Source organism: Bacteroides propionicigenes, assembly GCF_018390535.1.
Classification (GTDB): domain Bacteria; phylum Bacteroidota; class Bacteroidia; order Bacteroidales; family Bacteroidaceae; genus Bacteroides; species Bacteroides propionicigenes.
In genome coordinates, this window is record NZ_JAHBBW010000004.1 from 189,190 (window position 1) to 202,158 (window position 12,969).

Consider the following 12,969-nt stretch of genomic DNA (forward strand, 5'->3'; position numbering starts at 1 on the left):
CATCTTATCCGCCGAAGTTATCGAACATCAAGTTCTGAGCCGGAACGCCGAGGTCGTCGAGCATCTTCTCAACGGCTTTGGACATCGGGCCGGGACCGCACATATAGTATTCGATGTCTTCGGGAGCTTCGTGGTCTTTCAAGTAAGTCTCGTAGATTACGTTGTGAACGAAACCCGGAGTATACTTCACGCCCGCTGCATCGGCTGCCGGATCCGGACGGTCCAGCGCAAGGTGGAACTTGAAGTTGGGGAAATCCTTTTCTATCTGCAGGAAGTCTTCCAAGTAGAACACCTCGTTCAGCGCACGTGCACCGTAGAAGTAGTTCATCACGCGGTCTGTAGTGTGCAGCGTCTTCGTGAGGTGCATAATCTGTGCACGCAACGGAGCCATACCGGCACCACCACCAATCCACATCATTTCTTTCTTGGAGTCGAAAATCGGGTGGAAGTCTCCGTAAGGACCGCTCATGATAACTTTGTCACCCGGTTTCAAGGTGAAGATGTAAGATGATGCGATACCCGGCATTACATCCATGAAGCCCGGACCTTGGTCTTTCGGTTTGAACGGTGGAGTAGCAATACGTACCGTCAACATGATGCGGTCACCCTCTGCAGGATAGTTAGCCATGGAGTAAGCACGAATGGTCTCTTCATCATTGCGGCACTTCAAGCCCAACAGACCGAATTTCTCCCATGCAGGCAGATATTCTTCACCGATAAGAGATTTGTCGATGTCCTTGTCATAATCCATGGAGTATTTAGGAATCTTAATCTGTGCATAAGAACCCGGTACGAAGTCCATGTGCTCACCCTTAGGCAACGCAACGATAAACTCCTTGATGAACGTAGCCACGTTCTTGTTGGAAATAACCTCGCACTCCCACTCTTTTACACCGAGTACAGATTCGTCGATTTTAATTCCCATGTCACTTTTCACCTTCACTTGACAACCCAAACGCCAATGGTCTTGGATTTGCTTACGGCTAAAGTGAGGTATTTCGGAAGGCAGAATCTCACCGCCGCCTTCTACAACCTGACATTTGCACTGTCCGCATGAACCCTTACCACCACAGGCGGAGGAGAGGAACACACCGTTTACAGACAGTGTATTCAGCAGCGTCGAACCGGAAGCGACTTCCAATTCCTTGTCGCCGTTGATTGTCAATTTCACATTACCTGAGGGAACCAAGAATTGCTTGGCTACCAACAGAATAATCACAAGCAGAAGAACAACCACGAGGAACACTCCAATGCTTGCTAATATCATATTCATATCCATTGTCTTATTCCTTTCTTTTAGATGTTCAAACCAGAGAAACACATGAATGCCATTGCCATCAGACCTACAGTGATGAAGGTGATGCCCAAGCCTTTCAGCGGGGCAGGTACATCAGAGTAAGCCATCTTCTCGCGGATAGCAGCCAAACCTACGATAGCCAGCAACCAGCCGATACCCGAACCCAGTGCATAAGAGATAGAATCCCAAACGTCACCGATGAACTTCGGATCGCTCTCGCCTACGTTGATACGTTGCTGCATGAAAAGTGATGCACCCATGATGGCGCAGTTCACGGCAATCAACGGCAAGAAGATACCCAGTGAAGCGTAGAGCGAAGGGCTGAAACGTTCCACAATCATCTCTACCAACTGAACGATAGCGGCAATCACGGCAATAAAAAGAATAAAACTCAGAAAGCTGAGGTCGACGCCCTCAATAATGGCATTGGGACCCAGCACTTTCGTTTGCAACAAATAGTTGACCGGAAGTGTCACCACCAACACGAAAGTTACGGCGATACCCAGTCCTACGGCTGTCTTTACATTCTTTGATACGGCCAGATAAGAGCACATACCGAGGAAGAATGCAAATATCATATTGTCCACAAAGATGGAGCGGACGAATAAACTTAATAAATGTTCCATAATTCTTTTAATTAAGAACTAAGAGTTAAGAATCAAGAATCTCCATACAGCGCACAGCACCGACCCATTCTTCATTCATCATTCTTCATTCTTCATTTATATTACTTTTCCTGCAATTCTTTATGACGTGCACGTTGATACCAGATGATGCAGGCACAGAGAATCAGCGCCATAGGCGGCATCAGCATCAAACCGTTGTTCACATAACCTATCTTCTGCAAAGGCTCGTAATTAAGGATGTTGAAACCGAGCAACGTACCCGAACCCAGCAACTCGCGGAAGAAAGCCACGATAACCAGAATTTTGGCATATCCCAAACCATTGCCCACACCGTCGAGGAAGGATTCCCACGGACCGTTCTGCATGGCAAATGCTTCCAAGCGGCCCATGAGGATACAGTTTGTGATAATCAAACCTACGTATACGGAAAGCTGCACGCTTACGTCGTAAGCAAAGGCCTTCAGAATCTCACTTACAATAGTTACCAACGCTGCAACCACTACCAACTGAACTATGATACGGATACGGTTGGGGATAGTCTTGCGCAACAATGAAATCACTACATTGGAGAATGCCGTAATCACCGTTACGGAAAGTCCCATTACGATAGCCGGTTCCAACTTGGCGGTAACGGCCAAGGCAGAACAGATACCCAGCACCTGTACGGTGACGGGGTTGTTCAATCCAAGCGGAGTAGAGAATACTTCTTTATTCTTTTTTGAAAACAATGATCCCATATTCTTATTTCTCCTCATTATTATTAGTTAAAAAGTTCTTGTAGCTGTTCAGACAAGTTTTCAGCATGGCATCCACACCCACAGAGGTGATAGTACCGCCTGAAATACCGTCTACCTGATAGTCAGGCTTCTCTACTTTTCCGTTCTTCACAACGCCGAGGGCGATTTCACCATTCTCCAGTGTTTTCTTGCCGGAGAATTCTCCCTGGAATTGGGCGGTTGCAATTTCGGCACCCAAACCCGGAGTCTCGCTGGCATGAGAGAAATAGACGCCGTAAACGGTATCCTTGTCGCTGTTCAGGGCAACATAGCCCCAGATAGCCCCCCAAAGACCTGCGCCGTAAACAGGGAATACATATTTAGTCTCTCCATCCACCTCGGCAACGAATACGTGCAAACGGTGGTTTTCCTTAGCTTCCTTTTCGTAAGCAGTGGCAAATGCGTCGGTGTTCTCGGTCAGCGTACCGTCCTCGGTCATCAACATATCGCCCTTAATGTACTTATTATATTCTGCATCAGCGTCCTTCACATCTTTGATATTAAGGGCGGCAAGAATTTGCTTCTTCGTGTCCAGCTCTACGTTCTTGTTCTGGGTAGCACGCAGAGAAGAGCTTACGAATGCCAGCAGAAATGCAACGATAACAACCATTACCGAAGCATAAATGATAGTATAACTATTACTATTGGTATTCATTTCTTTTTCCGGTATTTTAATTGTTAGACTTAGCGGTTGCACGTTTCTCGCGACGACTGATGTTACTCTGTACCACACAATAGTCAATCAGCGGAGCAAAGATATTCATCAGCAGGATGGCAAGCATCATGCCTTCGGGATAACCGGGATTCAGCACACGGATAATGATAGCCATTGCACCGATAAGGAATCCAAAGATGTACTTACCTGTTTCCGTACGGGCAGAAGTTACAGGGTCGGTAGCCATAAATACAGCACCGAAACAGAAACCGCCCAATACGAGGTGTTCGTACCACGGCATATGAGCCATTGCAGTGTCCGGGCCGATAGTATTGAATACCCATCCCATGAATGCACCACCCACAAATACGGAGAACATAGTTTTCCAGCTTGCGATACCTGTCCACAACAGCAGGATAGCACCGAGGGCAATGGCAATAACGCTAGTCTCACCGATAGAACCCGGAATAAGACCGGTCACCATATCCCACGAGAATTCCGGATAAGCCCCCGCAGTAGCTGCGGCTCCCAGCGGAGTGGCAACGGTGAGTCCGTCCACCGTCTGTCCCAAACCGAAAATGCTGTCGCCCGATACCCAAACGGCATCACCGGACATTTTTGTAGGATAGGCGAAGAACAGAAAAGCACGTGTAATCAAAGCTACGTTGAACACGTTCATACCCGTACCGCCGAATACTTCTTTGGCGAAAATTACAGAAAATGCAGTGGCTACCGCCAGAATCCACAACGGACAGTCTACCGGCACAATCATCGGAATCAAGATACCCGAAACCAAGAAACCTTCCTGAATTTCTTCCTTCTTCCATTGAGCCACAACGAACTCAATACCCAGACCCACTACATAAGATACTATGATTTTAGGCAATACTGCCAGGAAACCGTAAGCAAACATTTCGATAAAGCTTCCGGTAGCACCGGTAGCGTGGAAATGCTGGTAACCTACGTTATACATACCGAACAGCAGTGCCGGTATCAACGCAATAACCACCATCGACATGATGCGTTTGCTGTCAATGGAGTCGTGAATATGCGTTCCCGATTTCGCAGTGGTGTTGGGCACGAACAAGAATGTCTCGAAGCCGTCGAACACCGAACGAAATGCGTGGAATTTGCCGCCCTCTTCAAAGTTCGGCTTTATCTTGTCGAGATAATTTCTTAACGCTTTCATTTATTAAATTGATAATTGAGAATTGAAAATTGAGAAATAGGCTGAGCTGTATACACTCCACAGTTTATATCGCAATGTTTCAACTATCATTTTTTTATTCTTAATTTTTAATCCCTAATTTTTACGCCATTTCGGCACGAAGCATATCAAGTCCGGCGCGAACAATACGTTGAACTTCGACTTTGGAAGAGCATACAAATTCGCAAAGCGCGAAGTCTTCGGGAGCTACTTCGTAGATACCCAAAGCTTCCATGCGGTCGATATCTCCTGCAATGATAGCTTTCAACAGATATTCGGGGAAGATGTCCATGGGGAACACACGGTCGTATTCGTTGGACATAATCATATGACGTTCGCCACCCTTGATACGGGCATCGATTACATATTCTTTCTTGCCCATCAACCAGCTGAAATAAGAGCGGTTGACACTGAACTGATTGAAACGCGGCATAATCCAACCCAACATTTCGTGAATTTCATCTCCTTCGGGGATTACGGTCAGCTGACTGTCAAAAGCGCCGAGGAAACCGTTGGGAGAAACCTTCTTACCCGTCAGTACATTACCGCTGATGTAGCGCAGGTCTTTATCGGTGGTTACGTTACCCTTAAAGACGTTGGTCAGCAATGCACCTACCTGTAGTTTGCAGTATGCAGGTTTCAGCACTTCGCTGCCTGTCACGGCTACGGTGCGAGTGAGGTCTACGCGACCGGTGTTCATCAAACGCCCGATAAAGAGTACGGCTTCCGCGCCGATAGTCCATACTGTCTCACCTTTCACTACGGGAGAGATGTGATTGATTTGCACCCCTACGTTACCTGCCGGATTAGGTCCGTCAAATGCAGTGACGGTAACGTTCTTTGCCTGCACGAGTGCGGCTGCCTTTTGTTTTACACTGATGTTCAAATAGGTCTTCGCCATTCGGGCCAAAGCGTCAAGTCCTGTCTGGAAGTTTGTCTCTTCGCCTTTCAAAGCGAATTCGAAATCGGGAGCCAACGGATTGCTGTCGAAAGCTGAAATGAAAATAGCTTTCGGAGTTACCGTCGGATCAGCAATTACATCGTACGGACGTTGGCGGATAAAAGCGAACATACCGGCTTGCAACAATGCTTCCTTTACTTCCTGTGCGCTCATCTTGGACGGATCCATCTTGCCGAACTCCTCGTAATCCTGCTCAGCGGCAGCTTCTACCACGATGTTCAGCACCTTACGACGTGCACCGCGTTCCACGCTTGTCACTACGCCGCTTACGGGCGAAACAAATTTCAATTCAGGATGATTCTTGTCGATAAACAAGGGTCCCCCGGCCATTACATACTCCTGTTCTTTCACCACCACTTTCGGAGTGATACCTGTAAAATCATCGGGAACCAACGAGTAGAATCCCGGCTCTTTTACAGACATAAGCTCTTCGGCAGCTTTGCCTTTCAGGTTGATGTCAAGGCCTTTGCGTAACTTAATTACATTTGCCATGCGTTTATATAAAATAATGGTTTCATTAATTTGCCCGCAAAAGTAGCAAAAAAGAATGTGAATAAAGAGCAAAAAAGAAAGGAATTACGGAGAAATTTCCGTAATTCCTTTCGTTAACGAACACGAAGAGAAATTCCTACCTTTTATTCCTCTTCCGCAAACATCGGGTCCCATGCAGGCAAACGGACAGGCTTTTGTTTGAAAAGTTCCATTATTTTGGCTGGTACGTATTTGGTCTCCACTACCAAACGGAACATATATTCATTGAACCAGTCGTCCGTCATAATAAGGTGACCTTTGTATCCGCTGTCAGCACCCCAGCTATTTTCAACCATCCATTTGACAGGTTTCCCTCCTTTATCCAAGTCTACTGCCATTAGGGTCATGGCGTGGGAAGAGCCGCTGGAGAAGGTTTGAATACGTTGCTTCTTGTCCATTCCGAAAGTTGTGCCCATGAGCGACTCGTAGTCATAGTTTTTCACATCAAGCAAACCACGTTCAGAGTTCAGAAACTTACCGACATCGCAAGAGAAATACATCATGGTACTATCTTTCAATGAGGCGATAGCCATTTGCTTGATATCCTCTACGGGCAGATTGACATAAGTCCAGTTCTTGCCGTCATAGCGATGGCGGTCGTAGTCTATTTCATAACATTTGTAATACTCACGACTGGGGTCATTCATCAGCATCACATAATTAGTAAGCAATTGTTTATCGCCGTACTTCTCAAGGAAAGACATCGGAGTGTGATGCTCTGTTTCCACCGGATTGCCTTTAACGTCGGTACGCACGTAGTCGAACTCCGTAGGCGGAACACCTAAATTCAGCACCAGCATACGGTAGATAGTACCAAGCATAGCTGTTTTCTCTTTCTCCAAAGCAGCAGGCTTGACACCTTTGGCAGCAAGGTCGCGGAGTTGGAGGGCATACTCTTTCAGTTTCAAAGTGATAAGATTGGCCATACGGGCTGTATTCTCGCTACTGTTGGTTTCCGGCATGGCACACTTGGGTACAAGACCGTACTTAGAAACAATATCCGCCACTCCGGTGAATGTGCCTCCATCGCTTAGCGGGTGTTTCAGAAGCCATTCTACGGTTTGGTCTTCCAGCGGGCTCTCGGCGGTATCGATAATACCTTGCAGAAAAAGATTGGATTTTTCCAACTGGTCCCAGAAGAAAGGATATATCTCCGAAAACTCGAATGATTGGAACCCATATTGTGCAAGAGTCTTGGCACGCATTACATTCAGCCCTGTAAAGAGCCAACAACGACCGGAGGACTTTTGGTCGGTAATGCCTTTGGAGTCTACCTTAATAGAGAAATGAGTGTCCATGCCCTGCATATTCTCTTGGTTGAGCGCCAATTTACGGATGTCGTTATTGCCAATGGCATTGCGTAGTGCCTTGTCGGAAGCCGTTCCTCGATAACTCTGCTGGATTTGGTTGAGCATAGCGGGGCTTATCCCACCTTTGCCATCCTGCGCCTGCAGTGATAGCAGTGCAGTGCTGAAAACAATTACAGATAAAATACGTTTATTCATTTTAAAATATATGTTATGTTAATCAATATATACGTTTTGCTTCGGGAATTTCATTCCGTATAGAATCATAAAAGAGCAAATGTAGTGTCTTTTTTGATAATTTTAGTGTCCTCTTTTAGATTTATTATCTATTCTTCTCAAAACCAATTCAAATAAATTAGTTTTCTTTGCAACCACATTCGTACAATATGAAAAGATATATACTGAGTATATTTACTCTGCTGCTGGTAATTACGACTGTTTCAGCACAAGAAACAAGCATTACGACGGCCAACGACACTACTCCCGTATTGACCAAAAAGGAACTGCGCAAACAAAGGGTGGCTCGCAGAAACTTCCACTATAATATATTAGGTGGTCCAAGCTATACACCCGATTTCGGCGCACTGATAGGCGGAAGTGCGTTAATGACTTTCCGCATGAACCCCAGTGACACTACACAGCTACGCTCGGTACTGCCTATGTCCATAGCCTATATGTTCAAAGGTGGCGTTAATATAATGGTAAAACCGCAACTTTTCTTCAAAGGCGACCGCTTTCGTATCTTCGGAAAATTCGTTTATAAAAATACGGAAGACAACTTCTACGGTGTAGGTTACAATACGAATAAGAATTATGTCCGTAGTGACAGTACCAGTAAATATCGTTACAGTGGCATACAAATCAATCCTTGGTTTCTGTTCCGCTTGGGCCAAAGCAACGTCTTTGCCGGTCCGCAGGTAGACATCAACTACGACAAAATAACCGAACCCGCCAAGTACCTCATCGAAGAACCCGATTACATAGCAGCCGGTGGTACGGCCAACGGCTACAAAAACTTCAACTCCGGCCTGGGCTTCCTCTTGACATACGACAGCCGAGACATTCCCGCCAATGCCTACAAAGGCATATACTTGGATTTCCGAGGTATGATGTACAGCAAAGCTTTCGGCAGTGATAATAATTTCTACCGTTTGGAATTGGATTACCGCCAATACAAATCCGTAGGCCACCGCAAAGTGTTCGCATGGACTGCGCAAACCAAAAATGTATTCGGCAACGTCCCCCTCACCCAATATTCACTGACCGGTACGCCCTTCGACCTGCGAGGCTACTATATGGGACAATACCGTGACAAATCCTCACACGTGGTCATGGCTGAATACCGCCAAATGATAAACACCGACCGCAGTAACTGGATAAAGCGTATGTTGCACCATATCGGATTCGTAGCATGGACAGGATGCGGATTCATGGGGCCCACCATGGGCAAGATTGAAGGTGTGCTGCCCAACTATGGCATAGGGCTGCGCATCGAAGTGCAGCCACGTATGAATGTGCGTCTGGACTTGGGCAAAAATACAGTAAATAAGCAAACGCTGTTCTACTTCAACATGACAGAAGCGTTTTGAGTAGTTAATAAATTCCTCTTTTTCCTTGCACCTCCAAAAGATTATCTATATTTTTGGGCATTAATCCCGAACCCCTGACATAGAAATATTAGAAATCTAATACGGATGAAGACTTGCATTATTATCTTTTGGATAAGTTTATTCATTGTATTCTATACCTATATAGGGTATGGAATGATTCTTTATATCTTGGTCAAGCTAAAGGAATGTTTTCGTAAAACGATTATCCCGCCCCTGCCGGCAGATGACTTGCTTCCCGAACTGACCCTGTTCATTGCCGCCTACAACGAAGAAGATGTCGTAGACGAGAAAATGCGTAACTGCCTTGCTTTGGACTATCCGGCAAACAAGCTGCACATACTTTGGGTGACGGACGGAAGCGACGACCACACCAACGAACATCTCTCACATTGGCCGCAAGCCACCGTGCTTCATCAACCCCAACGGCAAGGAAAAACCGCTGCGCTGAACCGTGGTATCCACTTCGTCAACACACCGCTTGTAGTATTCACCGACGCCAACACGCACCTCAACCGCGAAGCGTTACGCGAGATTGTACACGCATTCACCAATCCCCAAGTGGGTTGTGTAGCCGGAGAAAAGCGTATTGCCGTACAAACCAAAGACAATGCCGCATCCGGCGGTGAAGGCCTTTACTGGAAATACGAATCCACCCTCAAAAAACTCGATTCCCGCCTTTACTCGGCAGTAGGAGCTGCCGGAGAACTGTTTGCCATTCGCCGTGAACTGTTCGAGGAGATGCCTGCAGATACGCTACTGGATGACTTCATCCTCTCCCTGCACATCGTGATGCGTGGATATACCATCGCCTATTGCGCCAATGCCTATGCCACAGAAAACGGTTCGGCAGATATGCACGAAGAAGAAAAACGGAAAGTACGTATCGCTGCCGGAGGACTGCAATCCATATGGCGTCTGCGCGCATTGCTCAATCCGCTACGCTACGGTGTATTTTGTTTTCAATATATTTCCCACCGCGTACTGCGTTGGTCTCTTGCTCCTATTTTATTGTTTTTATTACTCCCTCTCAATACGATTCTTATTTTTACGACAGATTCCCCCCTACTCTATGCCACTATCTGGCTGCTGCAAACGCTGTTCTACCTCATGGCAAGCTGGGGCTATTACCTGTCAAAAAAACATATAAAAAATAAGATACTCTTTGTTCCTTATTATTTCCTTTTCATGAATGTCAATGTTATCCGTGGCTTCAACTACCTGCGCAAACGCCGGGGGCAAGCTGGCGGTGCCTGGGAAAAAGCACGAAGGGCATAAAACAAGAGAACTATGAAAAACATCCTAAAAAACGCAGAGAATGCCGAAAAGCTGTTGAAACTGACATCAGACACCATGATCTTACTGGACAAAAACGGCATCTGCGTGGACATCGCAGTGTACAACGTCGATCTATGGTTTCTGAAAGAAGACCGGTTACAAGGTAAGAATATCCTCCAATTATTGCCGCCTTCCACCTATCGGCAGGTCCGCCCTGAATTCGAGAAGGTACTTGTACACAGAAAAATATCCATTCAGAATTATGAACTGACTATCGGCGACAAAACCTACTTCTTCAAGTGTATCATGCGCCCCTACGAAGATATGGTGCTCTGCCAATACCGTGATATCACAGAACGAAGCCAGCGCAAACTGAAACTGGAGAAGAATAACTACGAACTCAACGAAATACAGAAAGCCGCCCTTATCGGAAGGTGGCGATACGACTCCAACAAAACCAGCTTTGGCTACTCTGGACACAGCGGAGTGATGTGTACGGAAGAAAAGCAGGAGATACAACTTGGAGAATATATGGAATACGTCCTGCCCGAAGACCGTGACGTATTCGGCAAGTGGCTGATACGAAACCTACAAGGGAACCTCGAAGAAAGCGTGGAATATCGTATTCACTATCAAAAACAAGTATACTATATCCGCCTGAAAACTTTCTCACGTGAAATACACAAAAATGGAAGCACTATATTGGAAGGCTATATACAAAACATTACCGATATACAGCAACGACGCAATGACATCAATTTACTGACACATGCCATCAACAACTCTGCGGAAGACATATTTGCCGCTCACGAGGACGGTATGCTCGTTTTTGCCAATCGCCGTTTCAGACAGCATCATAATATCGGAATAACAGACGACATCACACAGATAAATATCTGTCAGTTGGATGCATATCCTCAAGGTGAAGAAGGGTGGAAAAAAGTCATAGCCTCCGTAAATAAAGGAGAGGAACATAACGGATTTATTCTTCCAAAGCCCCTGCCTCTGCACCCCGAAGTCCTGGCTATGGAAGGGAATGCCTACTGGGTGACCAGCGACAAGGGAGAGGACATTCTATGGGCCTTTGGCAGAGACATTACCCTACGCATCAAAAACGAACAGCAAATCAAGCGATTCAGCCAAATCCTGGATAAGACGATTGAAAACCTACCTGCCGGCATCGTCGTAAAAGACATTGAAAACGGTTTCAGATACCTATACCGCAACCGCGAATCATACAACCGCAATATCCCCATGAAAGAAGCATTGGGCAAGGACGATTTTGACTTCTACCCCCTTGACATTGCACAAGAAAAGAGAAGACAGGACATCGAAATAGCCAGAACCGGAATCGAAAAACACTGGATTGCCGAGGAACACGACCAGAACGGCAAGTCCATCTTCTTGGATAAACGAAAGATGCGCATTGACAGCAACGACTTCCCCCCTATCCTATTGAGTATTGAATGGGACATCACCGAAATGGAGCGAATGAAGCGCGAACTCCTCGTTGCCAAAGAAAAAGCGGAAACCTCCGACCAATTGAAGTCCGCCTTCCTCGCCAATATGAGCCACGAGATACGTACTCCGCTCAACGCCATTGTAGGATTTTCCAGAATCATCGCCGAAAGCACCGATGCCGAAGAACGAAAAAATTACTACGACATTGTGGAAGCCAATAACGAAAGGCTTCTGCAACTGATTAATGAAATTCTGGACCTCTCCAAGATAGAAGCAGGTATGGTAGAATTCACCATCACCCCCGTCCGTCTGCATCCGCTCTGCAAGGAAATACACGATGCGCTGAAATTCCGCTGCCCGTTGGGAGTGGAGCTCATCTACGAGCCCTCTGAGGAGGATATTGTTATCGAAGGAGACAAGAACCGCATTTTCCAAGTAGTATCCAATCTCATTGGCAATGCCTTTAAGTTCACTACAAGCGGTAGTGTCAGCTACGGATATTGCCGCAAAGGAGACGAAATAGAATTTCACGTTAGCGACACCGGTATAGGCATTGAAGCAGACAAGCTGAGTAAGGTTTTTGAACGTTTTGTCAAGGTGAACAGTTTTGCACAAGGCACAGGTTTAGGATTATCCATCTGCAAAACCATCATCGAGCGGCTGGGCGGCACTATATCCGTCAGTTCGGAAATGGGAGAAGGGACAACTTTCATTTTTACTTTACCCTCACCCACAAAGAAAGAAGAAGTAATGCAAACATCATCCGAGCTACCTGAAAATAATTCCGGTGTATCTGACGCTACGGAACAGAGAAGTAATCCCTCCGGTTCTGACGCAGAGAGCATAGGAGTACAAGAGCCCGCAACATTAAAAGCTTCCGAAGAACTCAAATCCCCGACCATATTGGTGGCCGAAGATACAGACAGTAATTACATCCTCGTCAAGGCCATTTTAGGAAAGTCATACCACTTGGAGCGCGCCAAAGACGGCATGGAAGCCATAGCCATGTTTGAGGAACTACATCCGGAATTGATTCTAATGGATATGAAAATGCCTAATCTCGGAGGGTTAGATGCCACAAAAATCATTCGTGAGCTTTCGCCCAAGACACCCATAATCGCCCTCACCGCCTATGCTTACGAACAAGACAAACAAGCGGCCTTTGATGTCGGTTGCAATGAATTCCTCACAAAACCCTATACACAGGAAAAGCTTAAAGGGCTGATAGAAAAATACTTGAAATAGTGATTTACGAGTAGTGGC

General features: G+C 46.2%; 10 protein-coding genes. 3 read left to right on the forward strand and 7 right to left on the reverse strand.

Features of this window, described 5'->3' with window-relative positions; all coding sequences use genetic code 11:
* Window positions 1-4: 4 nt before the first annotated feature.
* From nqrF to KG118_RS07705, 7 genes are all read right to left on the reverse strand, one after another.
* The gene (gene nqrF / locus KG118_RS07675; protein ID WP_117711942.1) at window positions 5-1,279 is read right to left on the reverse strand and encodes an NADH:ubiquinone reductase (Na(+)-transporting) subunit F; all 1,275 of its coding nucleotides are present in this window, start codon (window positions 1,277-1,279) and stop codon (window positions 5-7) included.
* Window positions 1,280-1,296: 17 nt separating this feature from the next.
* On the reverse strand, window positions 1,297-1,923 hold the full coding sequence (nqrE, locus tag KG118_RS07680) for an NADH:ubiquinone reductase (Na(+)-transporting) subunit E (RefSeq protein WP_117711943.1): 627 nt from the start codon (window positions 1,921-1,923) through the stop codon (window positions 1,297-1,299).
* A 101-nt stretch (window positions 1,924-2,024) separates the two neighbouring features.
* Entirely contained in the window at window positions 2,025-2,660 is a 636-nt protein-coding gene (locus KG118_RS07685; protein WP_117711945.1) for an NADH:ubiquinone reductase (Na(+)-transporting) subunit D, read from the reverse strand.
* 4 nt (window positions 2,661-2,664) lie between these two features.
* Window positions 2,665-3,354, reverse strand: a complete 690-nt coding sequence (locus tag KG118_RS07690) for a Na(+)-translocating NADH-quinone reductase subunit C (RefSeq protein ID WP_117711946.1) — start codon at window positions 3,352-3,354, stop codon at window positions 2,665-2,667.
* Window positions 3,355-3,370: 16 nt separating this feature from the next.
* A complete protein-coding gene (locus tag KG118_RS07695) occupies window positions 3,371-4,543 on the reverse strand; it encodes an NADH:ubiquinone reductase (Na(+)-transporting) subunit B (protein WP_117711948.1) in 1,173 nt (390 codons plus the stop codon).
* 121 nt (window positions 4,544-4,664) lie between these two features.
* Window positions 4,665-6,014, reverse strand: coding sequence for a Na(+)-translocating NADH-quinone reductase subunit A (locus KG118_RS07700; RefSeq protein WP_117711950.1), 1,350 nt, complete (start codon window positions 6,012-6,014; stop codon window positions 4,665-4,667).
* Between the two features lie 143 nt (window positions 6,015-6,157).
* Window positions 6,158-7,558 carry a C1 family peptidase gene (locus KG118_RS07705; RefSeq protein WP_117711951.1) on the reverse strand — a complete coding sequence of 467 codons (1,401 nt, stop codon included), beginning with the start codon at window positions 7,556-7,558 and terminating at the stop codon, window positions 6,158-6,160.
* A gap of 188 nt (window positions 7,559-7,746) precedes the next feature.
* Between KG118_RS07705 and KG118_RS07710 the strand changes: the two genes are divergently transcribed.
* From KG118_RS07710 to KG118_RS07720, 3 genes are all read left to right on the forward strand, one after another.
* Window positions 7,747-8,949: a BamA/TamA family outer membrane protein gene (locus KG118_RS07710; protein WP_117711954.1), complete on the forward strand. Its 1,203-nt coding sequence runs from the start codon at window positions 7,747-7,749 to the stop codon at window positions 8,947-8,949.
* A gap of 105 nt (window positions 8,950-9,054) precedes the next feature.
* A complete protein-coding gene (locus tag KG118_RS07715) occupies window positions 9,055-10,245 on the forward strand; it encodes a glycosyltransferase family 2 protein (protein ID WP_117711956.1) in 1,191 nt (396 codons plus the stop codon).
* A 12-nt stretch (window positions 10,246-10,257) separates the two neighbouring features.
* A complete protein-coding gene (locus KG118_RS07720; protein ID WP_117711958.1) occupies window positions 10,258-12,951 on the forward strand; it encodes a hybrid sensor histidine kinase/response regulator in 2,694 nt (897 codons plus the stop codon).
* Window positions 12,952-12,969: the final 18 nt, after the last annotated feature.

Bases quoted from the DNA above. Each gene is read 5' to 3' on its own strand.
- KG118_RS07715 (WP_117711956.1), top strand. From the start codon at position 9,055: ATGAAGACTTGCATTATTATCTTTTGGATAAGTTTATTCATTGTATTC.
- KG118_RS07695 (WP_117711948.1), bottom strand. From the start codon at position 4,543: ATGAAAGCGTTAAGAAATTATCTCGACAAGATAAAGCCGAACTTTGAA.
- KG118_RS07690 (WP_117711946.1), bottom strand. From the start codon at position 3,354: ATGAATACCAATAGTAATAGTTATACTATCATTTATGCTTCGGTAATG.
- KG118_RS07705 (WP_117711951.1), bottom strand. From the start codon at position 7,558: ATGAATAAACGTATTTTATCTGTAATTGTTTTCAGCACTGCACTGCTA.
- nqrF (WP_117711942.1), bottom strand. From the start codon at position 1,279: ATGGATATGAATATGATATTAGCAAGCATTGGAGTGTTCCTCGTGGTT.
- KG118_RS07700 (WP_117711950.1), bottom strand. From the start codon at position 6,014: ATGGCAAATGTAATTAAGTTACGCAAAGGCCTTGACATCAACCTGAAA.
- KG118_RS07685 (WP_117711945.1), bottom strand. From the start codon at position 2,660: ATGGGATCATTGTTTTCAAAAAAGAATAAAGAAGTATTCTCTACTCCG.
- KG118_RS07710 (WP_117711954.1), top strand. From the start codon at position 7,747: ATGAAAAGATATATACTGAGTATATTTACTCTGCTGCTGGTAATTACG.
- KG118_RS07720 (WP_117711958.1), top strand. From the start codon at position 10,258: ATGAAAAACATCCTAAAAAACGCAGAGAATGCCGAAAAGCTGTTGAAA.
- nqrE (WP_117711943.1), bottom strand. From the start codon at position 1,923: ATGGAACATTTATTAAGTTTATTCGTCCGCTCCATCTTTGTGGACAAT.